22 protein-coding genes are annotated in these 24,340 nt (G+C 71.8%); 17 read left to right on the top strand and 5 right to left on the bottom strand.

The features are described 5' to 3' along the window. Nucleotides 1-24: 24 nt before the first annotated feature. A complete protein-coding gene (gene prcA / locus ACZ619_RS11510) occupies nucleotides 25-798 on the top strand; it encodes a proteasome subunit alpha (RefSeq protein WP_469597170.1) in 774 nt (257 codons plus the stop codon). Nucleotides 799-937: 139 nt separating this feature from the next. On the opposite strand, the gene ACZ619_RS11515 is transcribed toward prcA, so the two are convergent. Beyond that, a complete protein-coding gene (locus tag ACZ619_RS11515; RefSeq protein ID WP_469597173.1) occupies nucleotides 938-1,954 on the bottom strand; it encodes a LacI family DNA-binding transcriptional regulator in 1,017 nt (338 codons plus the stop codon). Nucleotides 1,955-2,042: 88 nt separating this feature from the next. Here ACZ619_RS11515 and ACZ619_RS11520 point away from each other — a divergent pair, with 88 nt between their 5' ends. The 11 genes from ACZ619_RS11520 to ACZ619_RS11570 all read left to right on the top strand — a co-directional run bounded on the left by ACZ619_RS11520 (nucleotide 2,043) and on the right by ACZ619_RS11570 (nucleotide 13,482). Beyond that, nucleotides 2,043-3,302, top strand: coding sequence for an MFS transporter (locus ACZ619_RS11520; protein ID WP_469597175.1), 1,260 nt, complete (start codon nucleotides 2,043-2,045; stop codon nucleotides 3,300-3,302). Nucleotides 3,303-3,311: 9 nt separating this feature from the next. Then, nucleotides 3,312-4,673 (top strand): Pup--protein ligase, encoded by a 1,362-nt coding sequence (gene pafA, locus ACZ619_RS11525; RefSeq protein WP_059196529.1) that lies wholly within the window; start codon nucleotides 3,312-3,314, stop codon nucleotides 4,671-4,673. A gap of 113 nt (nucleotides 4,674-4,786) precedes the next feature. Next, nucleotides 4,787-5,794, top strand: a complete 1,008-nt coding sequence (locus ACZ619_RS11530; protein WP_469597179.1) for an FKBP-type peptidyl-prolyl cis-trans isomerase — start codon at nucleotides 4,787-4,789, stop codon at nucleotides 5,792-5,794. Nucleotides 5,795-5,868: 74 nt separating this feature from the next. After that, nucleotides 5,869-6,240 carry an FKBP-type peptidyl-prolyl cis-trans isomerase gene (locus ACZ619_RS11535; protein ID WP_469597181.1) on the top strand — a complete coding sequence of 124 codons (372 nt, stop codon included), beginning with the start codon at nucleotides 5,869-5,871 and terminating at the stop codon, nucleotides 6,238-6,240. Nucleotides 6,241-6,457: 217 nt separating this feature from the next. Continuing rightward, nucleotides 6,458-7,411: a helix-turn-helix transcriptional regulator gene (locus tag ACZ619_RS11540; protein ID WP_469597183.1), complete on the top strand. Its 954-nt coding sequence runs from the start codon at nucleotides 6,458-6,460 to the stop codon at nucleotides 7,409-7,411. A 19-nt stretch (nucleotides 7,412-7,430) separates the two neighbouring features. Next, nucleotides 7,431-8,441, top strand: coding sequence for a helix-turn-helix transcriptional regulator (locus tag ACZ619_RS11545; protein ID WP_469597185.1), 1,011 nt, complete (start codon nucleotides 7,431-7,433; stop codon nucleotides 8,439-8,441). Further along, on the top strand, nucleotides 8,434-8,802 hold the full coding sequence (locus tag ACZ619_RS11550; protein ID WP_469597188.1) for a hypothetical protein: 369 nt from the start codon (nucleotides 8,434-8,436) through the stop codon (nucleotides 8,800-8,802). Before ACZ619_RS11545 ends, ACZ619_RS11550 begins: the two co-directional genes overlap by 8 nt. A 10-nt stretch (nucleotides 8,803-8,812) precedes the next feature. Beyond that, nucleotides 8,813-9,007 (top strand): hypothetical protein, encoded by a 195-nt coding sequence (locus tag ACZ619_RS11555; RefSeq protein WP_469597191.1) that lies wholly within the window; start codon nucleotides 8,813-8,815, stop codon nucleotides 9,005-9,007. 260 nt (nucleotides 9,008-9,267) lie between these two features. Continuing rightward, nucleotides 9,268-9,552 (top strand): Sec-independent protein translocase subunit TatA, encoded by a 285-nt coding sequence (gene tatA / locus ACZ619_RS11560; RefSeq protein WP_469597193.1) that lies wholly within the window; start codon nucleotides 9,268-9,270, stop codon nucleotides 9,550-9,552. A 47-nt stretch (nucleotides 9,553-9,599) separates the two neighbouring features. Further along, nucleotides 9,600-10,547, top strand: coding sequence for a twin-arginine translocase subunit TatC (tatC, locus tag ACZ619_RS11565; RefSeq protein WP_469597196.1), 948 nt, complete (start codon nucleotides 9,600-9,602; stop codon nucleotides 10,545-10,547). An 82-nt stretch (nucleotides 10,548-10,629) separates the two neighbouring features. Then, on the top strand, nucleotides 10,630-13,482 hold the full coding sequence (locus ACZ619_RS11570; protein WP_469597197.1) for a DEAD/DEAH box helicase: 2,853 nt from the start codon (nucleotides 10,630-10,632) through the stop codon (nucleotides 13,480-13,482). Between the two features lie 73 nt (nucleotides 13,483-13,555). On the opposite strand, the gene atzF is transcribed toward ACZ619_RS11570, so the two are convergent. Genes atzF through ACZ619_RS11590 form a run of 4 tightly spaced genes read right to left on the bottom strand, consistent with a single transcriptional unit; the run spans nucleotide 13,556 to nucleotide 20,161 of the window. Beyond that, the gene (atzF, locus tag ACZ619_RS11575; protein ID WP_469597200.1) at nucleotides 13,556-15,211 is read right to left on the bottom strand and encodes an allophanate hydrolase; all 1,656 of its coding nucleotides are present in this window, start codon (nucleotides 15,209-15,211) and stop codon (nucleotides 13,556-13,558) included. A gap of 17 nt (nucleotides 15,212-15,228) precedes the next feature. Next, entirely contained in the window at nucleotides 15,229-18,738 is a 3,510-nt protein-coding gene (locus ACZ619_RS11580; protein ID WP_469597202.1) for a 5-oxoprolinase/urea amidolyase family protein, read from the bottom strand. Further along, entirely contained in the window at nucleotides 18,735-19,340 is a 606-nt protein-coding gene (locus tag ACZ619_RS11585; protein ID WP_469597205.1) for an urea amidolyase associated protein UAAP2, read from the bottom strand. Before ACZ619_RS11585 ends, ACZ619_RS11580 begins: the two co-directional genes overlap by 4 nt. After that, on the bottom strand, nucleotides 19,337-20,161 hold the full coding sequence (locus ACZ619_RS11590) for an urea amidolyase associated protein UAAP1 (RefSeq protein WP_469597207.1): 825 nt from the start codon (nucleotides 20,159-20,161) through the stop codon (nucleotides 19,337-19,339). Before ACZ619_RS11590 ends, ACZ619_RS11585 begins: the two co-directional genes overlap by 4 nt. A gap of 179 nt (nucleotides 20,162-20,340) precedes the next feature. Between ACZ619_RS11590 and ACZ619_RS11595 the strand changes: the two genes are divergently transcribed. The 5 genes from ACZ619_RS11595 (at nucleotide 20,341) to ACZ619_RS11615 (ending at nucleotide 24,328) form a co-directional block, all read left to right on the top strand. Continuing rightward, entirely contained in the window at nucleotides 20,341-20,967 is a 627-nt protein-coding gene (locus ACZ619_RS11595) for a TetR/AcrR family transcriptional regulator (RefSeq protein ID WP_469597210.1), read from the top strand. A 323-nt stretch (nucleotides 20,968-21,290) separates the two neighbouring features. Continuing rightward, entirely contained in the window at nucleotides 21,291-22,907 is a 1,617-nt protein-coding gene (locus tag ACZ619_RS11600) for a sensor histidine kinase (RefSeq protein WP_469597214.1), read from the top strand. Further along, nucleotides 22,904-23,311: a roadblock/LC7 domain-containing protein gene (locus ACZ619_RS11605; RefSeq protein ID WP_469597217.1), complete on the top strand. Its 408-nt coding sequence runs from the start codon at nucleotides 22,904-22,906 to the stop codon at nucleotides 23,309-23,311. The genes ACZ619_RS11600 and ACZ619_RS11605 overlap by 4 nt, the downstream gene beginning before the upstream one ends. Further along, nucleotides 23,308-23,727 carry a DUF742 domain-containing protein gene (locus ACZ619_RS11610; protein ID WP_469597219.1) on the top strand — a complete coding sequence of 140 codons (420 nt, stop codon included), beginning with the start codon at nucleotides 23,308-23,310 and terminating at the stop codon, nucleotides 23,725-23,727. Before ACZ619_RS11605 ends, ACZ619_RS11610 begins: the two co-directional genes overlap by 4 nt. After that, nucleotides 23,708-24,328, top strand: coding sequence for a GTP-binding protein (locus ACZ619_RS11615; RefSeq protein WP_469597221.1), 621 nt, complete (start codon nucleotides 23,708-23,710; stop codon nucleotides 24,326-24,328). Before ACZ619_RS11610 ends, ACZ619_RS11615 begins: the two co-directional genes overlap by 20 nt. Nucleotides 24,329-24,340 lie beyond the last annotated feature (12 nt).

Consider the following 24,340-nt stretch of genomic DNA (forward strand, 5'->3'; position numbering starts at 1 on the left):
CCCTAGGAAAGGGGACGGATACCGGTGTCGACGCCGTTCTATGTCTCACCTCAGCAGGCCATGGCGGACCGTGCCGAGTACGCCCGCAAGGGCATCGCGCGCGGCCGCAGCCTGGTCGTGCTCCAGTACGCCGACGGCATCGTGTTCGTCGGTGAGAACCCGTCCCGCGCGCTGCACAAGTTCAGCGAGATCTACGACCGGATCGGCTTCGCGGCCGCCGGCAAGTACAACGAGTACGAGAACCTGCGGATCGGCGGTGTGCGCTACGCGGACCTGCGTGGCTACACCTACGACCGCGACGACGTGACGGCACGCGGTCTGGCGAACGTGTACGCCCAGACGCTGGGCACGATCTTCTCGTCGGCGGCCGAGAAGCCGTACGAGGTGGAGCTGGTGGTGGCCGAGGTGGGGGAGACCCCCGAGGGCGACCAGATCTACCGGCTGCCGCACGACGGCTCGATCGTCGACGAGCACGGCTCGGTCGCGGTCGGCGGCAACGCGGAGCAGATCAGCACGTACCTCGACCGTGAGCACCGGGAGGGCATGACCCTGGCCGAGGCCCTGAAGCTCGCGGTGACCGCCCTGTCCCGTGAGTCCAACGGCACCCAGCGGGACATTCCCGCGGAGCGGCTGGAGGTCGCGGTGCTGGACCGGACGCGTCCGCAGCAGCGCAAGTTCAAGCGGATCGTGGGTCCGCAGCTGTCGCGGTTGCTGGCGGCCGACGGCGCCACGACGGCCGCCGAGGCGGAGGCGGAGGCCGAGGCGGAGGCCGAGGAGTCCGGCGGCGACGTCGAGTAGGACTCCGCCCGAACCCGTTCGACCCGCGAACCCGTTCGACCCGTTCAACCCGTTCGACGTGCCCCGTCCGGTGACCACCGGACGGGGCACGTCGGCGTTTCACCGAAGGGCCGGGGAGGCCAGGGGAGCCCGGGGAGGGTCAGGAGGGGCGTGGGGGCGCTGTGGAGCCGCGTACGACCAGCTGGACGGGGATGTCCCCGCTCTCCGGCTCCCGGCCGTCCAGGACGGCGAGCAGGGCGCGCATGCCGCGTTCGCCGAAGAGTTCCGCGTCCAGGCGGACGGTCGTCAGTTCGGGGTCGATGGCGGTGGCGAGGGCGAGGTCGTCGAGGCCGGTGACGGAGACGTCGTCGGGGACGCGCAGGCCGAGCCGGCGCAGGGCCTTGTAGGCGCCGGCGGCGAGTTTGTCGTCGTCGCAGACGAGGGCGGTGGGGCGCGGGCCGGGGCCGGCGAGGGCGGCCTCGGTGGCCGCCAGGGCGCCCTCGATGGTGATCGGGGCGCGGACGGTGCGCACCGGGGTGCCGGGCAGGTGCGCCGTACTGGCGGCCAGCTCGCGGGCGCGGACGTCGAAGGTCCAGGAGGCGACGTCCGCGGCGAGGTGCAGGAAGCGGCGGTGGCCGAGGCCGAGGAGGTGGCCGGCGACCTGGCGGACGCCGTCGGCGATGTCGAGGTTGACGGTGGCGGCGCCGAGGCTGCCCTCGGGGTCGCTGTCGAGCATGACGAGGGGCAGCTGGTCGCCCCGGATGGCGGTGAGGGCGTCGGCGGCCATGGACGAGGCGATGACGCCGTCCAGGGCGGCCTGGGCGGAGGCGAAGGGGTCGCGGGCCGGGCCGATGCCCTCGGGCGAGGGGTACAGGACGACACCGAAGCCGTGCTCGGCGGCGACGCGGGCGGCACCGGTGTAGACGCCGGCGAAGAACTCCGTGGTCAGCGCGGGGACGACCAGCAGGACGGTGCGGGTGCGGCCGAGCCGCAGGTTGCGGGCGGCGAGGTTGGGCCGGTAGCCGAGGTCGCGGGCGGCCTCGCGGACGCGCTGCGCGGTGGCCTCCGAGACCCGGCCGCGCCACTTGTCGCCGAGCACCAGGGAGACGGCGGCCTGGGACACTCCGGCGGCCTGGGCGACGTCGCGGCTCGTCGGGCGAGTGCTGCTGCGTGCCACCGGGGGTGCGCTCCTTCGTCTGGACGTGTGAACAGCGCACATGGTACGTATGGGTGGCGACGTTATACGTAACACTTGGAGGCGGGGCATGGCCGCGGGGTACCTGGAGATCCTCAGGGCGAGACATGCGGCCCGGCTGCTGGCGGGGACCCTGGCGGGCCGGCTGCCGAACGCGACGGCGGCCATCGCGATCGTGCTGTTCGTGCGCGCGCAGGGCGGCACGTACAGCCTCGCGGGCGCGCTGGCGGCCGTGTACGGCGTGGCGAACGCCGTGGGCCAGCCGGTGCTCGGGCGCCTCGTCGATCTCCACGGCCAGCCGCGCGTGCAGCTGCCCGCCGCGGTCCTGTCGGCCCTCGCGATGGCCGGTTTCGCCCTCGCCGGTACCGACCCGCTGCCGCCGGCCTATGCGTGCGTGGCGGCCGCCGGGCTGTTCACGCCGCCGCTGGAGGGCGGGCTGCGGGCGCTGTGGCCGGGGGTGCTCGGGGCGGGCGAGCGGGTGCACACGGCGTACGCGATGGACGCGGTGGCGCAGGAAGTCATGTTCACGGTGGGGCCGTTGCTGGTGACGCTGTGCGTGTCGCTGTGGTCGGCGCAGGCGGCGCTGCTGGTGGTGAACGTCGTCGGGGTGCTCGGGGCGCTCTCCGTGGTCGTCTCGGCGCCCTCGCGCGCGTGGCGTTCGGAACCGCGGGAGGCGCACTGGCTCGGCGCGCTGCGGTCGCCGGGGCTGGTGGCGCTGCTCGGCGCGTTCCTGTTCGTGGGGATCGCGTTGGGGTCCATCACGGTGGCGTCGGTGCCGTACGCGGACGCGCACGGCGGTGACGCGGTGTACGGCTGGCTGATGGCGGCGCTGGGGCTCGGCGCGCTGATCGGGGGCACGGCCTACGGCGCGCGGCGGTGGCAGGGGGAGCCGGCCCGGCGACTGCGGTGGCTGGTGGCGCTTCTGGCGGTGTGTTACCTGCCGCTGATGCTGCTGCCGGGCGCGGTGCCCATGGTGCTGCTCGCGGTGCTGGCCGGGGTGTTCCTGGCGCCGGCGATCGCCTGCGCGTTCGTGCTGGTGGACCGGCACGCGCCGGGCGGCACGGTCACCGAGGCGTTCTCCTGGCTCGTGACCACGATCACGGTGGGATCGTCGGTCGGAACGGGCCTGGCGGGACCGGTCGTCGAGGCCGGCGGAGCCCTGTGGGGGTTCGCGGTGCCGGCCGTGGCGGGGGGTGTGTCGTCGCTGGTCCTGGTGGCCACGGGACGGGTCCTCGCAGTTCCCGGTGGGGGTGCGGTGGTCGCCGCCGGTTCGGAAAATGATCCAAATCGTGCTGCCGAACCCCGTTTCAGCTCAGGGGATCGGGCGTAATGTTCAGTCATGGACCGCCGCATTTTCGGGCTGGAGAACGAGTACGGCGTCACGTGCACGTTCAGGGGACAGCGCCGCCTGTCGCCTGACGAGGTGGCGCGGTACCTCTTCCGCCGTGTCGTGTCATGGGGCCGTAGCAGCAATGTCTTTCTGCGGAACGGCGCCCGGCTTTATCTCGACGTGGGCTCACATCCGGAATACGCGACACCCGAATGTGACAACGTGACCGAACTGGTCACCCACGACAAGGCCGGCGAGCGCATTCTCGAAGGGCTGTTGGTGGACGCCGAACGACGCCTGCATGAGGAAGGAATCGCGGGCGACGTCTACCTTTTCAAGAACAACACGGACTCGGCGGGCAACTCCTACGGTTGCCACGAGAACTATCTGGTGGCGCGGCACGGGGAGTTCTCCCGGCTCGCGGACATCCTCATTCCGTTCCTGGTCACCCGCCAGCTGCTGTGCGGCGCGGGGAAGGTGCTCCAGACGCCGCGCGGTGCGGTGTACTGCGTGAGCCAGCGGGCGGAGCACATCTGGGAGGGCGTGTCCTCGGCGACGACGCGTTCCCGGCCGATCATCAACACGCGTGACGAGCCGCACGCCGATGCCGAGCGGTACCGCCGGCTGCACGTCATCGTGGGCGACTCGAACATGTCCGAGACGACGATGCTGCTGAAGGTCGGCGCGACCGACCTGGTGCTGCGCATGATCGAGGCGGGCACGGTGATGCGGGACCTGACCCTGGAGAACCCGATCCGGGCGATCCGCGAGGTCAGCCACGACATCACGGGCCGGCGCAAGGTGCGCCTCGCCAGCGGCCGGGAGGCCTCGGCGCTGGAGGTGCAGCGGGAGTACTACGAGAAGGCCGTGGACTTCTGCGAGCGGCGCGGCATCCGCACCGGCACGGTCGAGCAGGTGCTGGAGCTGTGGGGCCGGACGCTGGACGCGATCGAGGCCGAGGACCTGGACCGGATCGGCACCGAGATCGACTGGGTCATGAAGTACAAGCTCATCGAGCGGTACCGGGCCAAGCACAACATGACGATGTCTCATCCGCGGGTCGCGCAGATAGACCTCGCCTACCACGACATCCACCGGCGTCGTGGTCTGTACTACCTGCTGGAGCGCAAGGGACAAGCCGCGCGGATCTGCAACGACCTGAAGATCTTCGAGGGCAAGTCGGTGCCGCCCCAGACGACCAGGGCGCGGCTGCGCGGTGACTTCATCCGGCGCGCGCAGGAGCAGCGGCGGGACTTCACGGTCGACTGGGTGCACCTGAAGCTCAACGACCAGGCGCAGCGGACGGTGTTGTGCAAGGACCCGTTCCGTTCGGTCGACGACCGGGTCGAGAAGCTCATCGCCGGTATGTGAGCGGCTGTCGCCGTACGCCACACGGGCGCCGTACTTTCCCGTACGGCGCCCTTGTCACGTCGTAGAGTTGCGCGCACGCCATCCGCAAGATCGACCGATTACGAGGCTCTTCCGTGCGCCGACGCTCCGTTCTCCTTGCCGCCGTACCCGCAGGACTGGTCACGCTCGCCGGGTGCGGCGGCGGTTCGTCCTCCTCCAGCAAGGCCAGTGCGTCGCCGTCACCCTCGGCGTCGGCCTCCTCGACGCCGCCGCCCAAGATCGTGGACGGGCCGCTGCCGGCGATCACGGCGGGGACGAAGTTCGACGAGAAGCCGACGGTCGCCAAGGGCAGCGGGGACCCGTCGAAGAACCTCGCCGTGAAGACGGTGATCGCGGGCGGCGGCAAGACGGTCGCGGAGAACGACTTCATCCAGGCGAACTACCTCGGGCAGATCTGGTCCACGGCGAAGGTCTTCGACCAGTCGTACGACCGCGAGCCGCTGGTCATGCAGCTCGCCGAGGGCAGCATCATCGACGGCTGGCGGTACGCGCTGGCCGGCAAGAAGGTCGGCAGCCGGGTGCTGATGGCGGTGCCGCCGACCTGGGGCTACGGCACCTCGGGCAACTCGCAGGCGGGGATCAAGGGCACCGACACGCTGGTGTTCGTGGTGGACGTGCTGGACTCCTACAACTCCCGCAGCTCCAGCACGGGCAAGGAGGTCGCGCAGAGCGACTCCGCGCTGCCCGAGGTCGGTACGAACACCGACGGCAAGGCTCCGTCGATCGACGTCCCGAAGGCCGACCCGCCGAAGAAGCTGGTGTCGAACTACGTCCTGGAGGGCGACGGCGCCGAGGTGAAGGCGTCGCAGACGATCCTGTGCCAGTTCAAGGGCGTGGTCTGGGACAGCGGCAAGACCTTCGAGCAGACGTACGACAGCGGGCGGCTCAGCCAGTTCTCGGTGGAGCAGATGCAGGAGGTCGTGAAGGGCCTGGCGCAGGGCATCACCGGCAAGAAGGTGGGGAGCCGGGTGCTGGTCGTCGTACCGCCGGATCTCGCCTACGGGAACAACCCGCCGAGCGGCGGTGTGGTGAAGAAGGGCTCGACGCTGGTCTTCTCGGTGGACATCCTCGCGGCGATGTAGTCGTGCGGGCGTGGACCGGGCGGGGATGAAAGACTGTCCGGGTTCCGTGTCGTACACAAGCAGGAGCTAGAGACGTGAGCATCGACAAGCCCGAGATCGATTTCCCCGGCGGCGAGCCCCCGGCCGACCTGGAGATCAAGGACATCTGGGAGGGCGAGGGCGAGGTGGCCCAGGCGGGCCAGACCGTCACCGTGCACTACGTGGGTGTCGCGTTCAGCACCGGCGAGGAGTTCGACGCCAGCTGGAACCGTGGTACGCCGTTCCGCTTCCCGCTGGGCGGCGGCCGTGTCATCAAGGGCTGGGACCAGGGCGTGCAGGGCATGAAGGTCGGCGGCCGTCGCCAGCTGACCATTCCGGCCCACCTCGCCTACGGCAACCAGAGCCCGACCCCGGCGATCCAGGCCGGCGAGACGCTGATCTTCGTCGTGGACCTGCTCGCGGTCTGATCGCGCTCCGCCCGCGGTCCCGGCCGGCGCCCTCGTGCGCCCGGCCGGACCCGGTCAGAAACCGGCTGGACAAGGGCCCGCGCCGTGTGCGCGGGCCCTTGTCGTTTGTCGGTTCCTGTCCGTTTCGGCCCTCATTGTTTGTACTGGCTTTTGCCATGACACCCCGGGACGGTACGGTCATCGGTCAGAAGCACCATAGGGAAGGCGAAGGGCGTCGATGGCCATTGCCAAGGCCGAGCGGCTGATGAACCTGGCGCTGTGCCTGCTGGGGACGCGGCGGCCGCTCAGCAAGCGTGAGCTGCGGGAATCCATTGAGGCCTACCTGGAAGCCGGGTCGGACGACTCCTTCAACCGGATGTTCGAGCGGGACAAGGACGATCTGCGCGAACTCGGACTGGTGATCGAGACCGTCGAGAACCTGGACGGCGAGGTCGGCTATCTCGCGCGCCGCGACAGCAACCGCCTCCCGCCCATCACCCTGGACGCCGAGGAGGCCGCCGCCCTCGGGCTGGCCGCCAAGGTCTGGCAGCAGGCCCGCCTCGCCGGCGCGGCCAGCGGCGCCCTGCAGAAGCTGCGCGCGGCCGGCCTGCCCGAGGACGTCGACCCGTACGAGGCGCACGGCGCCCTGGAGCCGCGCATCCCCGTGCACGAGGCCGCGTTCGAGCCGCTGATGCTGGCCTGCCGCGACCGCCGCCCGGTCGTCTTCGACTACCGCAAGGCCACCGCCGCCCACCCCGGGACCCGGCACGTCGAGCCGTGGGCCCTGGAGTGCTGGCGCGGCCACTGGTACCTGGCGGGCTGGGACCGCGACCGCGGCGCCGAGCGGGTGTTCCGGCTGTCGCGCATCACCGGCCGGGTCCGCGCCCGCGGCACCGGCTTCACCGCGCCGGTCCCGGACGTCGTCACCGTGCGCGAGACCGTCGCGAGCTGGGCCGGCGAGATCGCCGACCGCTCCGCGCTGATCCGGCTCCGTTCCGGCTCCGGCTACCCCCTTCGGGCGAAGGCCACCGCCGTCCGGGAACTCGGAGACGGCTGGGACGAGTTGGAGATTCCGTACGGGCACGGCCTGGACGCCTGGCTGGTGGAGTTCGGGCCGGACGCGGTGGTCGTCGAGCCGGCCGAGCTGCGTGCGGACGTGGTGGACCGGCTGCGTGCCGTGGCCAAGGGCTGAGGGGGAGCGGAGCAAGACAGTGGCAGGCAAACCGGTCAGGCCCGTGAACGCCATCGACCAGACCCGGCGGATGCTCTCCCTGGTGACCTATCTGCGCGAGCGCCCCGGCGCCCGGATCGCCGACGTCGCCCGTGCCTTCGGCATCACCGAGGACGAACTGGTCTCCGACCTCGACGTGCTGCCCATGTGCGGCACCAGCTTCCGGGGCGGCGACCTGCTGGACATCGACACCGACGGCGAGCGCATCTGGTGGCACAACGCGGCCGCGCTCGGCGAGGAGGCCGCCGAACCCCTCAGGCTCGCCGCCGACGAGGCGACCGCGCTCCTCGTCGCCGCCCGCGCGGTCGCCACCCTGCCCGGGCTGCGCGAGGGCGACCGGCAGGCGCTGCTGCGGGCCACCGCCAAGGTGGAGACCGCGGCCGGGGAGGCGGCCGGCGCCAGCGCCCGGCTCTCGGTCACCTTCGAGTCCGAGGGCGGTGTCTTCGCCGACGTCGACCGGGCGATCTCCGAGCGCCGTCGGCTGTGGATCCGCTACTACTCGCCGGCCCGCGACGAGATCACCGAGCGCGAGATCGACCCCATCCGCCTGGTCAGCGTCGGCCACACCTACGTCGAGGCCTGGTGCAGGCGCTCCGAGGCCCGGCGCACCTTCCGCCTCGACCGGGTCGCCGAGATCAGGATCCTGGACGAGCCGGCCGCGCCCCCGGAGATCGAGCTGCGCGACCTGTCCGAGGCCCTGGTGCAGCCGGCCGCCGAGGACCCCGAGGTGGTCGTCGAGGTCGGTCCGGCCGGCCGCTGGGTCGCCGAGTACTACCCGCACGACCGCGCGGATGAGCTTCCCGACGGCGGGCTGCGTATTACCCTGCGCACCCCCGATCCGGCCTCCCTGCGCCGGCTGGCCCTCAGACTCGGCGGCGACGGCCGGATCGTGTCACCGCCCGAGCTCGCGGACAGCGCCCGCCGGGCGGCCCGTGAGGCACTGGCGGCGTACGACCACGTCACGCACGGCGATCAGGAAGGGCATGAGTGATCCGCGGGGGCGCGTGGCACCCCCGCAGGCACACGGTCACAAGGGAGAGGCGAGGGTTGTGAGCGAGTCTTCGGGTTCCGGTGTCGCAGGTGTGAGGGACATGACGGTCGCGGCCGCCTTCGCCGGGATGAGACGAGTGGTGCCCGTGGTGTTCAGGGCGGGCTGCCCGGACTGCCGGGGCCACTTCGAGCTCGCCGCGAGCGCCCTGCGCCTGGCCATAGGCGCCACCAGCAAGACCACCTTCTACTCCTTCACCTGCCCCGACTGCGACATCCTCGTCCGCAAGCCCGCCGGCGAGCGGATCGTCGAGCTCCTCACCGGCGGCGGGGTCAAGACCCTGCGGCTGCACCCCACCGTCTAGGCTCGGCGCCATGTTCTGGGCGATGGTCGCGGTAGCTGTGGGTTTCGTGGGTCTCGCCGTGCTCGGCGTGCTCGCCGTACGGGTCTTCCTGGAGGCGCGACGGCTGGGAGCGCAGGTCGCGGACTCCGCCCGGCGCATCAACCGGGCCGCCGAGGACCTGGAGCGGGCGGCGGTGAGTACCGCCCGCGCTGTCGACACGCTGTGACATCCGCTGTGCGTGCGATGTGAGTCCCGGGCCGTAAGCGTTTTGCGTCACTTCGCCCTGTCACCCCGCCCGCCCCGGCAGGTACGCTGCACCTCGCGGTACGGAGAACGAGGCCCGTTCCGCGGACCGGGAGTACGCACGGGGATTGCCTCACGTTTACCCCTGAGCGTTACGATCGCTGACAGCACGATCAATCGGACGCGTGTCCGGCCGATCGGACAGCACCCCATCCAGCCGCCTCGGTGAGAAGGTAAAGACTTATGTTCGGAAGGCTCGGAGCCCCCGAGATCATTCTCATCCTTGTCGTCGTCATCCTGCTGTTCGGCGCGAAGAAGCTTCCGGACATGGCCCGCTCGCTCGGCAAGTCCGCGCGCATCCTCAAGAGCGAGGCCAAGGCCATGAAGGAAGACGGCAGCACCACCTCCTCCGCCCAGGCGCCCGCCTCCGGCGAGCAGTCCCAGGCGCAGCGCACCATCCAGGCGGCTCCCGGCGACGTGACCAGCTCCCGCCCGGTCAACGAGCCGTCGGACACCACCCAGCGCTGACGCAGGGCCGGTAGCCCCCGGCCTGCCGCATGAGATGAGGACGTGGGTTGCCCAAGTCTGCCCGCAAGCAGGAGAAGGATCCCGAGGGGCGGATGCCTCTCGCGGATCACCTTCGTGAGCTCCGCAACCGGCTCGCGAAGGCGATGCTGGCCATCGTCGTCGTTACGGTGATCGCCGCCTTCTTCTACAACGACATCATCAACTTCCTGACCAAGCCGATCCTCGACTCGGTCGGCTGTCACCAGACCTTCGCACAGCTCGCCAGGTCGAACGACGAGCAGAAGTGCGCGCAGATCACCATCGACGGTCTGCTCGCCCCCTTCACGCTCGCCCTCCAGGTCTCCCTGACGGCCGGCGTCGTCTTCGCCTCGCCGATCTGGCTGTACCAGCTGTGGGCCTTCGTCGCCCCGGGTCTGCACAGGAGCGAGAAGAAGTACGCCTACGCGTTCGTCTTCACCGGCGCCCCGCTCTTCCTCGGCGGCGCCTTCTTCGCGTACGAGGTGCTCCCCACCACCGCGAAGGTGCTGATCGACTTCACCCCGAGCGGCAGCATCACCAACCTGCTGCCCCTGGACGACCTGCTCCAGCTGGTCACCCGCATGGTGATCGTCTTCGGTCTCTCCTTCGAGCTGCCGCTGCTCCTGGTGATGCTCAATCTCACCGGCATCCTCACCGGCCAGCGGATGCTCGGCTGGTGGCGGGCGATGATCCTCGGCATCACGGTCTTCGCGGCCGTGGCCACGCCGAGCACCGACCCGCTGTCGATGCTGGCCCTCGCCGGACCGATCTGGGTCCTGTACTTCGGCGCGGTCCTCTTCTCGCTGGCCAACGACAAGCGCAAGCGCCGCCGCGACTCCGAGGGGCTCGACGACGACGAGGCCTCCGACCTCGACCTCACCCCCGAGGACATCGGCGAGATCGAGACCGTCTCCGCCAGCCGCGCGCTGCCCGAGGCAGGCCCGGACCGGGTCAACGGCTACGACGACGTGACCTGACCGTCCGCCACAGCCGTCCCGAGGTGCCCGCGTCCCACGACGCGGGCACCTCTTTGTCGTCCGTTGTCCCATGTTCCGGATAATGATCGTCCTGTTGTCAGTGGGGACCGGTACGCTCGAAAGCACGATGACAGAGGACCTCTCACCGGCCGAGCGGTATGCGGCGGCCCGCAGGCGGGCCGCCGAGCAGGCCACCGCGCTCGCGTCTTTCCGCGAGATGTACGACTTCGGCCTCGACCCCTTCCAGATCGAGGCGTGCCAGGCGCTCGAAGCCGGAAAGGGCGTACTGGTGGCCGCCCCCACCGGCTCCGGCAAGACGATCGTGGGCGAGTTCGCCGTCCACCTCGCCCTGATGCAGGGCAAGAAATGCTTCTACACGACACCCATCAAGGCGCTGTCGAACCAGAAGTACGCCGACCTGTGCCGCCGTTACGGCGACGGCATGGTCGGCCTGCTCACCGGTGACAACAGCATCAACCCGGACGCCGCCGTGGTCGTCATGACCACCGAGGTCCTGCGGAACATGCTGTACGCGGGCTCCCAGACCCTCATCGGCCTGGGCTACGTGGTCATGGACGAGGTCCACTACCTCTCCGACCGCTTCCGCGGCGCCGTCTGGGAAGAGGTGATCATCCACCTGCCGGAGTCCGTGACCCTGGTCTCCCTGTCGGCCACCGTCTCCAACGCCGAGGAGTTCGGCGACTGGCTCGACACCGTCCGCGGCGACACCGAGGTCATCGTCTCCGAGCACCGGCCCGTACCGCTGTTCCAGCACGTACTCGCCGGCCGCCGGATGTACGACCTGTTCGAGGAGGGCGAGGGCCAGAAGAAGGCCGTCAACCCCGACCTCACCCGGCTGGCCCGGATGGAGGCCACCAGGCCCTCCTACCAGGACCGCAGACGCGGCCGCGCGATGCGCGAGGCCGACCGGGAGCGGGAGCGCCGGCAGCGGTCGCGGGTGTGGACCCCGGGCCGCCCCGAAGTCATCGAGCGCCTCGACAGCGAGGGCCTGCTGCCCGCCATCACCTTCATCTTCAGCCGCGCCGCCTGCGAGGCCGCCGTCCAGCAGTGCCTGCACGCGGGACTCAGGCTCAACGACGACGAGGCGCGGGAGAAGGTGCGCGCGCTCGTCGAGGAACGCACCTCGTCCATCCCGCCGGAGGACCTGCACGTCCTCGGCTACTACGAGTGGCTGGAGGGCCTGGAGCGCGGGATCGCCGCCCACCACGCGGGCATGCTCCCCACGTTCAAGGAAGTCGTCGAGGAACTCTTCCTGCGCGGCCTGGTGAAGGCCGTGTTCGCCACCGAGACCCTCGCCCTCGGCATCAACATGCCCGCCCGCTCGGTGGTGTTGGAGAAGCTCGTCAAGTGGAACGGCGAGCAGCACGCCGACATCACCCCGGGCGAGTACACCCAGCTGACGGGCCGTGCGGGACGCCGCGGCATCGACGTCGAGGGCCACGCGGTGGTGCTCTGGCAGCGCGGCAGCAGCCCCGAGCACCTGGCCGGCCTCGCGGGCACCCGGACGTACCCGCTGCGGTCCAGCTTCAAGCCGTCGTACAACATGGCGGTCAACCTGGTCCAGCAGTTCGGGCGGCACCGCTCCAGGGAACTGCTGGAGACGTCGTTCGCGCAGTTCCAGGCCGACCGGTCGGTCGTCGGGATCTCCCGCCAGGTGCAGCGCAACGAGGAGGGACTCAGCGGCTACAAGGAGTCCATGACCTGCCACCTCGGCGACTTCGACGAGTACGCGCGACTGCGGCGCGAGCTGAAGGACCGGGAGACCGAACTGGCCCGCCAGGGCGCCTCCCAGCGGCGCGCCGAGGCCGCCGTGGCGCTGGAGAAGCTCAAGCCGGGCGACGTCATCCACGTGCCCACGGGCAAGTACGCCGGGCTCGCCCTGGTGCTGGACCCGGGGCTGCCCGCCGGCCGGTCCAACGGCCACCGCGGGTTCGAGCAGCACGACGGGCCGCGCCCGCTGGTGCTGACGGCCGAACGGCAGGTCAAGCGGCTGGCGTCGATCGATTTCCCGGTGCCCGTCGAGGCGTTGGAGCGGATGCGGATCCCCAAGTCCTTCAACCCCCGCTCCCCGCAGTCCCGTCGGGACCTGGCGTCCGCGCTGCGCACCAAGGCCGGGCACATCCCGCCGGAGCGGGCCCGCAAGAAGCGGTCCCAGGCCGCCGACGACCGCGAGATCGCCCGGCTGCGCACCGCGATCCGGGCGCACCCCTGCCACGGCTGCAACGACCGCGAGGACCACGCCCGTTGGGCCGAGCGGTACCACCGGCTGCTGCGCGACACCTCGCAGCTGGAGCGCCGTATCGAGGGGCGGACCAACACGATCGCCCGCACCTTCGACCGGATCGTGGCGCTGCTCACCGAGCTGGACTACCTGCGCGGCGACGAGGTCACCGAGCACGGCAGGCGACTGGCGCGGCTGTACGGCGAACTCGACCTGCTCGCCAGCGAATGCCTGCGGGCCGGGGTCTGGGAGGACCTCTCTCCCGCCGAACTCGCCGCCTGCGTCTCGGCGCTGGTGTACGAGGCCCGGGTCGGGGACGACGCGATGGCCCCCAAGCTGCCCTCCGGCAAGGCCAAGGCCGCGCTCGGCGAGATGGTGCGGATCTGGGGGCGGCTGGACGCCCTGGAGGAGGAGTTCCGGATCACGCAGACCGAGGGTGTCGGGCAGCGTGAACCGGACCTCGGCTTCGCCTGGGCCGCCTACATGTGGGCCTCCGGCATGGGGCTGGACGAGGTGCTGCGGGAGGCGGAGATGCCGGCCGGGGACTTCGTGCGGTGGTGCAAGCAGGTCATCGACGTGCTCGGGCAGCTCGCCGCGGCCTCTCCCGCGGAGGGCTCGACCGTGGGCAAGGCCGCGCGCAAGGCCGTCGATCTGGTGCTGCGGGGGGTTGTGGCCTACTCGTCGGTGGGCTGACGGATCCGTCGGCGGGTGCGGGTGGGCCGTGGCTGGTCGCGCGGTTCCCCGCGCCCCTGACGGGGCGCCTGTCCTAGGCCTCTGCCAAGAAGGCTCGCCAGCCTCCGTGGCGGGTGATGTCCTCGGCGCCTGACAAGGCGCTCGGTTCGCACAGGAAGCCGGGGACACTCGTGCCGTCCGCCAGGTCCACGCTGCCCAGGGCCATGGGGTGGGGGAGCGTCGCGAGCAGGCGGCCCAGGCCCTCGGGCGGCAGGCTCCACACCTCCGCCTCGATCGCCGCCCCGCCCTCGCCCACGTGGACCAGTCCCGGCTTCGGCGGGGTCGTCCGCAGTGCGTGGAAGCGGTACGCCGGTGCCGTCGTCGTCGTGCGCTCCAGCACCGCGCCCAGCGCCAGGAGCTGCGGGTTCAGGGGCTGGCCCGTCAGGTGGGCGCCCACGACGGCCAGGCTCACCCTCGGTTCCAGCGAGCGGGCGATGGTCGCCAGGCGTTCGTCCGTGAAGGCGGGGCCGATCAGCATCACGCCGAACGGGAGGCCGTTCACCTCGCCGGCCGGGACCGCCACCGCGGCCAGGTCGAAGAGGTTCGTGGAGTTGGTGAAGCGGCCCAGGCGGGCGTTGGCGCCCAGTGGGTCGGCCGCCACCTCGGCGAGGGTGGGATGGCCGGGGGCCGTGGGCAGGAGCAGCGCGTCGGCGTCGGACAGCTCGGCCAGGGCGCGGGCGCGCAGGGCCGCCAGCCGGTCCTGGTCGGTGAAGAGACGGTGCGCAGGGATGTCACGGGCCCGGGTGATGATGCCGGCGACGGTGGGGTCGAGGCCCTCGCCGCCGGACGCGGTCAGCTTGTCGACGAAGTCGCCCACCGCCGTGTAGCGCTCGGCCACGAACGCGCCCTCGTAGAGCATCGCCGCCGCCTCGGTGAACGGGGTCAAATCCAGTGTCCGGACCGTGGCGCCGGAGGCGACCAGACGGGCCACCGCCCGCTCGTAGGCCTCGGCCCAGCCCTCGTCCAGTTCGCCGAGCCGGCCGAGCGGGGGGACGGCGACGCGCCAGGGGCCGGGGGGCCGCTGGGGGAGGGGCGGGAGGGGGCGGTCCGGGTGCTGTGCGACATACCGCAGCGCCTGCTCGGCCTCCGGAAGCGTCCGGGCGAACACCGTCACGCAGTCCACCGAGGCACACGCCGGGACGACCCCCGCCGTGGGCACCAGGCCCCGGGTCGGCTTCAGGCCGACGATGCCGTTGAACGCGGCCGGGACCCGGCCCGACCCGGCGGTGTCCGTGCCGAGGGCGAGGTCGACGATCCCCAGGGCCACGGCGACGGCCGAGCCGGAGCTGGAGCCGCCGCTGATCCGCTGCGGGTCGATCGCGTTGCGGACCGCTCCGTACGGGGACCGGGTGCCGACCAGGCCGGTCGCGAACTGGTCGAGGTTGGTCGTGCCGAGGGCGATGGCGCCGGCCGCGCGCAGCCGGGCCACCACCGGGGCGTCGGCCTCCGGTTCGTACGCGTACGCGGGACAGCCCGCCGTGGTGGGCAGACCGCGCACGTCGATGTTGCCCTTGGCGGCGAACAGGCGGCCGGCGAGCGGGAGGCGCTCACCGGCGGCCACCCGTTCGTCGATCGCGCGGGCCTCCGCCTCGACCTCGTCCCGCGGGCGCAGGCCGATCCAGATCTCGGGCCGGTCGACCGCTTCGATGCGCGCGTAGGCGGCACGGACACGGGAGACGGTGCTGGACATGCTGTTGCTCCTCGGGGTCAGTTCGCGGCCGGCGCGAGGACGAGCAGCGCCGTGCCCGCCTCCACCTGGTCGCCGGGCCGGGCCAGGATCTCCGTCACCACACCGGTCATCGGCGCGTGCACCCTGGACTCCATCTTCATCGCCTCCAGGGCGAGGAGGGGCTGGCCGGCCGTCACCTCGTCGCCCGGCCGTACGTTCAGCTGCCAGACGGAGGCGGCGAACTCGGCCTCTATCAGTTGGCCGCCCGGCGGTACCGAGACCTCGGCCGGTGCGGCGGCGGGTGCCGTGGCCGCCTGCGCCCGCGCGAACTCGCCCGCGGCTTCCCACGCGTCGCGTTCGGCGGCGAAGGCATGCTGCTGGCGGGCCCTGAACTCGGCGATCGCGTCGGCCTGCCCGGTGAGGAAGGCCTGGTACCCGGCGAGCGAGAAGGTGCCCTCCTCGATGCGTGGCACGAAGCGGCCGGAGGTGATGTCGGCGCGCAGGTCGAGGAGTTCGTCCGCCGACACCGGGTACCAGCGGATCCGGTCGAAGAACCGCAGCAGCCAGGGCGAGCCCGGTTCGAACGCGCCGCGCTGCTGCCATCCCGACCACACCTGGGTCGTACGGCCCACGAACTGGTAGCCGCCGGGGCCCTCCATGCCGTAGACGCACAGGTAGGCGCCGCCGATGCCGACGGAGTTCTCCGCGGTCCAGGTGCGGGCCGGGTTGTACTTGGTGGTGACCAGACGGTGGCGCGGGTCCAGCGGGGTGGCGACCGGGGCGCCCAGGTAGACGTCGCCCAGGCCCAGGACCAGGTATTCCGCGTCGAACACCGTGCGGTAGACGTCGTCGACCGAGTCCAGGCCGTTGATCCGGCGGATGAACTCGATGTTCCACGGGCACCAGGGGGCGTCGTCGCGGACCCCCGCCATGTAGCGGGCGATCGCCTCGCGGGTCGCGGGGTCGTCCCAGGAGAGGGGGAGGTGCACCGTGCGGGAGGGGACCACGAGTTCGTCGGTGGGCGGCAGCGCCGTGACGATCTCCCTTACGGAGGCCAGGAGTTCGGGCTGCCCGAGGACCTGCGGGTCCGTCCTGATCTGGAGCGAGCGGATACCGGGGGTGAGGTCCGCGACCCCGGGCAGGTCCGCCGCCGTCACCGCCTCCATCAGCGCGTGGACGCGCATGCGCAGCGCCAGGTCGAGCTGCATCGGGCCGAACTCGACCAGCAGGTTGTCGTCGCCGCTGCGCCGGTACGTCACATCGCCGTCGCGGGCCAGAACGCCGCCGTCGACGATCTCGGGGCGGGGGGCGCCCGTGATGTCGACCGGGGCGAACCGGACGGTGTCGCCGGGGCGGAGCTGGCCCAGCTTCCAGCGCTCGCCGCTCAGCACGGTCGCGGGGCAGACGAAGCCGCCGAGCGAGGGGCCGTCGGGGCCGAGCAGCACCGGCATGTCGCCGGTGTAGTCGACGGCACCGACCGAGTACGGGGTGTCGTGGATGTTGGAGGGGTGCAGCCCCGCCTCGCCGCCGTCGGTGCGTGCCCAGCGGGGCTTGGGGCCGACCAGCCGGACCCCGGTGCGGGCCGAGTTGAAGTGCACCTTCCACTCGGCGGCGTAGAAGTCGCGGATGTCGTCCTCGGTGAAGAACTCCGGTGCGGCGTGCGGGCCCTCGACCGCGGCGATGTGCCACTCGGCGGTGAACCGCGGCCGCTCGGCGGCGGGTTCGCCCTCCGTCACGGCTCCGCCGTGCAGCACGTCGCCGGTGCGCAGGGCCCGGCCGCCGTGGCCGCCGAACCGGCCCAGGGTGAAGGTGCTCGCGCTGCCGAGGAAGGCGGGCACGTCCAGGCCGCCGCCGGCGAACAGCACGTAGGTGCGCAGGCCGTGCGCGGCGGGGGCGCCGACCTCCAGCAGGCCGCCCGCCGGGACGGTCACCGGCTCCCACTGCGCGACCGGGGTGCCGTCCAGGGTCACCGGGGCCGGGGCGCCGCTGACACAGACCGTGGTGGGGTGGGTGAAGCGCAGCGACGGGCCCTGGAGGGTGCATTCGAGGCCGGGGGCGCCCTCCGCGTTGCCCAGGGCGCGGTTGCCGAGGCGGAAGGAGCGGTCGTCCATCGGGCCGCACGGGGGGACGCCGACCTGCCAGTAGCCGGTGCGGCCGGGCCAGTCCTGGACCGTGGTGAGGGTGCCGGCGGCGACCACCTCGACGCGCGGGGTCGGGTCGGTGACCCCGGCGAGGGTCGCCGTGGAGTGGACGGCCGCGCGGAAGCCGGGTGCGGCGAGCGCGGCGCGGACCAGGCCCAGGTTGGTCTCGATGCCGTCGACGCGGGTGCGGGCCAGCGCCTCGTCGAGGACGCGCAGCGCCTCGGCGCGGTCGGCACCGTACGCGATCACCTTCGCGAGCATCGGGTCGTACGACGTCGTCACCTCGGTGCCGGTCTCCACCCAGCCGTCGACGCGTACCCCGGCGGGGAACTCGACCCGGGTCAGCAGGCCCGCGCTGGGCCGGTGTCCGCGGGAGGGGTCCTCGGCGTAGACGCGGGCCTCGACGGCGTGGCCGCGCGGTGCGCCCGGGTCGCGCACGACGCCGCTCTCGCCCTGTGCGAGGCGCAGCATCCAGGCGACGAGGTCGACGCCGTAGATCTCCTCGGTGACCGGATGTTCCACCTGGAGGCGGGTGTTGACCTCCAGGAAGTAGGCCTCCTCGCGGGCCGCGTCGTAGACGAACTCGACCGTGCCCGCGGAGCGGTAGCCGACCGAGGCGCACAGGTCGCGGGCCGAGGCGGCGAGTCGGGCGCGCACGTGCGCGGGCAGGCCGGGGGCCGGGGCCTCCTCGACGACCTTCTGGTTGCGGCGCTGGAGCGAGCAGTCGCGGTCGCCGAAGGTGACGACCCGGCCGGTCCCGTCGCCGAAGACCTGGACCTCGACATGGCGGGCGTCCTCGACCAGGCGTTCCAGGAAGACCCCGGCGGAGGAGAAGGAGGCGGCGGCGACGCGCTGCACCCGCTCCCAGGCGTCGGTGAGTTCGTCGGCCGACCGGCATGCCGACATGCCGATCCCGCCGCCACCGCCGGTGGCCTTGAGCATGACGGGATAGCCGATGGCGGCGGCCGCGTCGAGCGCCTCGGGCAGGCCGGCGAGGAGCCCGGTGCCCGGGGCCAGCGGCACCCCGGCCGCCTCGGCCGCCGCCCGTGCCGTGTGCTTCGCGCCGAACAGCTCCAGCTGCTCCGGGGCCGGGCCCACGAACACGATCCCGGCCTCCTCGCACCGCCGGGCGAATCCGGCGTCCTCGGAGAGGAAGCCGTAGCCGGGGTGGATCGCGCCCGCGCCGGTGTCCTTGGCCGCCCGCAGGACCAGGTCGGCGTCGAGGTACGACTCCTTGGCGGGGGCCGGGCCGAGGCGGACCGCCTCGTCGGCGAGGCGTACGTGCGGGGCGGAGCGGTCGGGGTCGGAGTAGACGGCGACCGTGCGCAGGCCCAGTTCACGGGCGGTGCGGATGATCCGGACGGCGATCTCGCCGCGGTTGGCGACGAGGAGGGTGTCGAAGGTCATCCCGCGGCTCCGGTGATCGTCATCGCCACGGCCGTGGGGTCGAAGCCGTTGCACGGGTTGTTGATCTGGGGGCAGTTGGAGACCAGTACGAGGACGTCCCGCTCGGCGCGCAGGGTCAGGCTCAGGCCCGGGGCGGAGATGCCGTCGACGATGCCGAGGGTGCCGTCCTGCTCCACGGGCACGTTCATGTACCAGTTGATGTTGGAGACCAGGTCGCGCTTGCCGAGGCCGTGCTTCGCGCCTTCCGTGAGGAAGTTGTCCACGCAGGCGTGCTGGGACCAGGTGTGGTGGCCGTAGCGCAGGGTGTTGGACTCCTTGGAGCAGGCGCCGCCGACCGTGTCGTGCCGGCCGACCTCGTCGGCGACGACGGTCATCAGCGGGGTGTGCTCGTTGGAGAGCAGCACGCTGCCGGTGGTCAGGAAGACGGAGCCCCGGGCGTGGATCGTGTCCGGCGCGCTGTAGCGGACGGCGGTGTCGTGGGCGTCGTAGACGAGGAAGTCGACGGCCTGGTTGCCGTGCAGGTCGGTGATGGTGAGCGAGTCGCCCCCGCGGATCACGGCGGACCAGGCGGCGCGGGCCGGGACGACGGTACGCGTGCTCATGCGAGCCCCCTCGCGGCGAGGAATTCGGCGGTGTTGAGGAAGGCGCGGCGGCCTTCGGGCGTGGCGTCCCAGAGGCGGTCGCCGGGGGGCGTCGGCGCGGCGCGCCAGGCCAGGACCTCCAGCGGGGTGCTGACGTAGTCGGGGCGCGGGTCGGCCGGGTGCGGGACGTTCGCGATCAGCACGGTCACGTCCTGCTCGGTGCGGAGCGTGACACCGGCGCCGGGGCCGGCCGAGCCGGTGAAGCCGAGCGTGCCGTCGTCGCGCACCGCCACGCCCTGGAAGAAGGACAGGGACGGCGGCAGGTCGCGGGGTTCCAGGCCGTTCTTGGCCGCGGCCAGCTTGAACAGCTCGCGGCCGGCGGGGGAGGGCGACTGCGGGGTTCCGTCGCCGTACCGAGCGGTGTTGCGGACCAGGGTGGAGGTGCCGCACAGCGCGTCGTGCCGGCCGGAGGTGTCGGCGATCACGGAGGCCAGCACCCGGCCCTGGTCGGAGAGGAGCAGCACGCCCTCGCCGAGGTAGGCGTTCCACTGGACCTTGACGGTGTCGGCCACGTTCAGCCGCTCCCAGGGGCGGTCGGCGGCGTACAGCAGCAGGTGGGCGCAGGCGTCGCCGTGCGGGTCGGTCAGGCGCAGCTCGGTGCCGCGGGCCAGCACGCGGTGGGTGTAGTTGCCGCCCGCCACGGTCTCGGCCCACACCAGGTGGCCGGCCTCGCAGGGCGGGTCCGGCCAGTCGGCGGCCGGTACCACCGGCATCGCCTCGGCACGGGTGCCCTCCTGGGCGCGGGCATGCGCCCGGGCTCCGTACGTGGTCGCCGTCGCCATCGCTCGACCTCCGGGTTCCTTGGGCTGGGGGTTGTTTCTGTCGCCCGACAGAAATTAGGGGCGGGGCGGGTCCGCGGCGTTGCCGCCGCGTTCCGGATCGGTTACCGGGCTCTCACCGCGGCCGCGCCGCCGGGCCGCGGCGTGATCGCCGGGCGGCGCCGTGTGCGAGGATCGAACGCATGGGGACGAGCAGTGGCCGCCGGGTCGGCCGGCCGCGGGCCGCGCAGCGGCCGGACAGCGGCCTCGAACCGCGCGCGGAACTGCTCGCGGCCGCGGCCGAGTTGTTCACCACCCGCGGCTACGCGGCCACCACCACCCGGGCCGTCGCCGAACGGGCCGGCATGCGCCAGGCGTCGATGTACCACTACGTCTCCGGCAAGGAGGAACTGCTCGCCCGGCTGCTGGAGTCCACGGTCACCCCGTCGCTCGCCTACGCGCGTCAGCTGCTCGCCGACGACGCGGCCCCGGCCGAGGAGCGGCTGCGCGCGCTGTGCCGGGCCGACGTGGAGCTGCTGTGCGCCGGGCCGCACAACCTGGGCGCGCTCTACCTGCTGCCCGAGGTGCACACCGAGCGGTTCGCCGGGTTCCGGGCCGTACGGGCCGAGCTCAAGGACGCCTACCGGCAGCTGATCGCCGCCACGGCCGCCGGCGGGCGGCTCGGCAAGGGAGAGCTGGAGCTGCGGACCGATCTCGTCTTCGGGCTGATCGAGGGCGTGATCCTCATCCACCGGTCCGAACCGGAGCGCCCCGTGCAGGAGTTCGCCCGGGGTGCGGCCGACGCCGCGCTGCGGATCGCGGGGGTCTGAACCCGCCCGGGGCGTGACCCCGGGGGGCCGTTTCACCCGTCACGGTGAGTCATCTCCGTACGCTCGTACGCCGTGACGCACGGTGTTCGATCGCGTGCCCTGTGTGCAAAACGACTGAGGGTACTCCAGTTGTTTGGGCGTTTTCAGGTGCTTGCCGAATATGACACGGCGATGATCCGGTCGGACTAAGCTCGCCCGCGGCGCACCGAGTTGAGGTGAATTCGTGCGCCTGTTCCCAAACATACGGAAGATCCGGACTGCTCCATGAACCTTCCCCTCGCGAGCTTCCCCGACACCCAGCCGATTCGTCTCAGAAGGCATACATGGTGAGTGTGCAATCGCCTCCCAATGGCCGTGAACTTTCCCTGGCGCGCGTGCTGTTGCTGCCCGCCATACTGATGGCCGCGGCGACCGCCGCCGCCGTCGTCCTGGTGGCGGGGCCCGCCCGGACGGCCGTCGGCGTGTGCGGGGCCGTCGGCACGCTGCTGGTGCTCACGACGGCGGCCGAAGCGGTGCGCCGCGGCCGCAGGCTCCGGGACGCCCGGGCCGAGCACGACCGTCACCGTGCGTATCTGGAACGCTGTCTGGCCGCCGGGGACGAGGAGATCGAGCGCCTCGGCAAGGAGGTCTTCCCGACCGCGCTCTACCGGCTGAAGGCCGGCGAGTCCCCCAAAGAGGTGATTCGCCAGGTCTTCGACCTCGACCCCCGGATGCGCCACGCCTCCGAGTCCCAGCGCCAGCTCATCCGCGTCATGCTCGACATCGTCGACGAGGAGGACCTCCAGCGCGACTCCCTGGAGCGCTCGTTCGTCAGCGTCGCCCGGCGCGTCCAGGCCATCGTCCACCAGCAGGCCCACGAACTGCGGGAGATGGAGGAGGACCACGGCCGCAACCCCGAGGTCTTCGACGACCTGCTGCGCATCGACCACGGCACCGCGCTGATCGGCCGCCTCGCCGACTCGGTCTCCGTCCTCGGCGGCGGCCGCCCCGGCCGCCAGTGGCCCAACCCCGTCGCCCTCTACAGCGTGCTGCGCGGCGCCATGTCCCGGATCCTGGAGTACCGGCGCATCGAGCTGCACTCCATCTGCCAGGTCAACATCAAGGGCACCTCCGTCGAGCCGCTCATCCACGCGGCCGCCGAACTCCTCGACAACGCCACCCGCTACTCCCCGCCCTCCACCAAGGTGCACGTCACCGCCGTCGAGGTGCAGTCCGGGGTGTGCATCGAGATCGAGGACGCCGGCGTCAGCCTCAACGAGGAGGCCCGCGCCCGGATCGAGGGCATGCTGGAGAAGGCCAAGCAGGGCAAGGACATCCAGGTCCTCGGCGAGAACCCGCGCCTCGGCCTCTCGGTCGTGGGCCGCCTCTGCAAGACCTACGACATGGACGTCTCGCTGCGCGCCTCCGCGTACGGCGGTGTCCGCGCCGTCCTGATCGTGCCCAGCGACATGATGACCACCGACCCCGCCCCGGGCATCGCCCACGGCATCGGAGCCACCGGCATTCCCAAGCCCGAACTCGGCGCCCTCGAAGGCCCCAAGCGGCCCCCCAAGAAGCGCCGCCCCACCAGCCCCCGCATCCCCGCCGGGATCTCCATGGAGGACGACGTCCCCGAGGTCACCGAGTGGACCGCCACCGGACTCCCGCAGCGCCGCAGCCGGATGAAGACCCCGCTCAGCCAGCGGCTCGCCGAACAGGCCGCCGTCGAGCGCGCCGAACGCGAGGGCAACCCGACCGTCTGGTCCCAGCACAAGGAGCCCGAGCAGCCGGAGCCCGAGCGCCCGGAGCCCGGCCTGTGGGTCGAGGCCTTCTGGGAGGGACTCAAGAAGAACAACCCGGGTGTCCACCCCACCGACTTCACCCGGAACCCCACCGATTACCTGCACCTGATCAACGAACCGGCCGGCACCGAGGCCGACGACGAGGGGGACCTCAAGTGATCCAGCAGCGAGGCAACTTCGACTGGATGCTCAAGCAGCTCGCCGACGGGGTACCGGGCGTCGAGATGATCGTCGTCCTCTCCGCCGACGGACTGCGCATCGCCCGGTACGGCGGCGACCCCGACGCCGCCGACCGGCTCGCCGCGGCCTGCGCGGGCGTCCAGAGCCTGGCCGGCGCCGTCGCCCAGGAACTCCCCATCAGCAACGGCGACATGAACCTCGTGCTCATCGAGATCGACAGAGGTTACTTCTACCTCATGTCCGCCGGCGCCAACGCCTACCTCGCGGTGCTCGCCGACGTGACCTGCGAACCCGGCCGGATGAGCGAGATGATGCGCGACCTCGTCGTCCGCATCGGCGCCCATCTCACCAGCCCGCCCCGGCGGAACGGGCAGACCGTATGACTCCTCCGCAACGCAAACGGCGCGTCCCCCGACCCGTCGGCCCACCGCCTCCCGCGGCCGTGCCGCCGGTCCCCGACGGCGAGGACGGCGACAACAAGAACCCCGAGCGGCTCTACGTCATCAGCGGGGCCGACGGCGGCCGGGCCGAACTCGACCTCGTCACCTTAATCGTGGCGCGAGCCGACCCCCCGCCCTCCGTCACACCGGAGCAGTCGGTGCTGCTGCGGCTCTGTCTCGCGCCCCTGTCCGTGGCCGAGCTCTCGGCCTATCTCAACCTGCCGTTCAGCGCTATGACCGCACTGATCACCGAGCTGATCACGGCCGAACTGGTGCAGGCGCGCGCCCCGATCGTCCGCCAGGCGCTTCCCGACCGTTCACTCCTCGAAGCGGTGATGCATGGACTTCAAAAGCTCTGACCTGATCCCCGGCCCACGCACCGCGGACCATCTGCCGCACACCGCGCAGGCCGCGGTGAAGATCGTCATCGTGGGCGGGTTCGGGGTCGGCAAGACCACCATGGTCGGTTCCGTCAGCGAGATCAGACCGCTGACCACCGAGGAGACCATGACCCAGGCCGGCATCGGGGTCGACGACAACTACGGCTCCGACTCCAAGACCGCCACCACCGTGGCCATGGACTTCGGCCGCATCAGCATCACCGACCAGCTGGTGCTCTACCTCTTCGGCACCCCGGGCCAGGAACGCTTCTGGTTCCTGTGGAACGGGCTGTTCGAAGGCGCCCTCGGCGCGGTCGTCCTCATCGACACCCGGCGCCTGGAGGTCAGCTTCGACGTCATGGGCCGTCTGGAGGAACGCGGGGTCCCGTTCGTCGTCGCCGTCAACTCCTTCCCGGACGGGCCGCGTTACCCCATCGAGGATCTGCGGGCCGCGCTCGACCTGCCCCCCGAGATCCCCATCGTCGAGTGCGACGCCCGCCGCCGGGCCTCCAGCCGGGACGTCCTGATGACCCTCATGCGCTTCCTGCACTCGCTCGCCATGTCCGGCGCGCTCACCTGACACCTCTTCCGG

The organism is Streptomyces sp. NPDC104367 (genome assembly GCF_055583825.1).

Coding starts and splice junctions, on each gene's coding strand:
- ACZ619_RS11520 (WP_469597175.1), top strand. CDS start 2,043: ATGGCCGCGGGGTACCTGGAGATCCTCAGGGCGAGACATGCGGCCCGG.
- pafA (WP_059196529.1), top strand. CDS start 3,312: ATGGACCGCCGCATTTTCGGGCTGGAGAACGAGTACGGCGTCACGTGC.
- ACZ619_RS11540 (WP_469597183.1), top strand. CDS start 6,458: ATGGCCATTGCCAAGGCCGAGCGGCTGATGAACCTGGCGCTGTGCCTG.
- ACZ619_RS11550 (WP_469597188.1), top strand. CDS start 8,434: ATGAGTGATCCGCGGGGGCGCGTGGCACCCCCGCAGGCACACGGTCAC.
- ACZ619_RS11555 (WP_469597191.1), top strand. CDS start 8,813: ATGTTCTGGGCGATGGTCGCGGTAGCTGTGGGTTTCGTGGGTCTCGCC.
- tatA (WP_469597193.1), top strand. CDS start 9,268: ATGTTCGGAAGGCTCGGAGCCCCCGAGATCATTCTCATCCTTGTCGTC.
- ACZ619_RS11570 (WP_469597197.1), top strand. CDS start 10,630: ATGATCGTCCTGTTGTCAGTGGGGACCGGTACGCTCGAAAGCACGATG.
- atzF (WP_469597200.1), bottom strand. CDS start 15,211: ATGTCCAGCACCGTCTCCCGTGTCCGTGCCGCCTACGCGCGCATCGAA.
- ACZ619_RS11580 (WP_469597202.1), bottom strand. CDS start 18,738: ATGACCTTCGACACCCTCCTCGTCGCCAACCGCGGCGAGATCGCCGTC.
- ACZ619_RS11585 (WP_469597205.1), bottom strand. CDS start 19,340: ATGAGCACGCGTACCGTCGTCCCGGCCCGCGCCGCCTGGTCCGCCGTG.
- ACZ619_RS11590 (WP_469597207.1), bottom strand. CDS start 20,161: ATGGCGACGGCGACCACGTACGGAGCCCGGGCGCATGCCCGCGCCCAG.
- ACZ619_RS11595 (WP_469597210.1), top strand. CDS start 20,341: ATGGGGACGAGCAGTGGCCGCCGGGTCGGCCGGCCGCGGGCCGCGCAG.
- ACZ619_RS11600 (WP_469597214.1), top strand. CDS start 21,291: ATGGTGAGTGTGCAATCGCCTCCCAATGGCCGTGAACTTTCCCTGGCG.
- ACZ619_RS11610 (WP_469597219.1), top strand. CDS start 23,308: ATGACTCCTCCGCAACGCAAACGGCGCGTCCCCCGACCCGTCGGCCCA.
- ACZ619_RS11615 (WP_469597221.1), top strand. CDS start 23,708: ATGGACTTCAAAAGCTCTGACCTGATCCCCGGCCCACGCACCGCGGAC.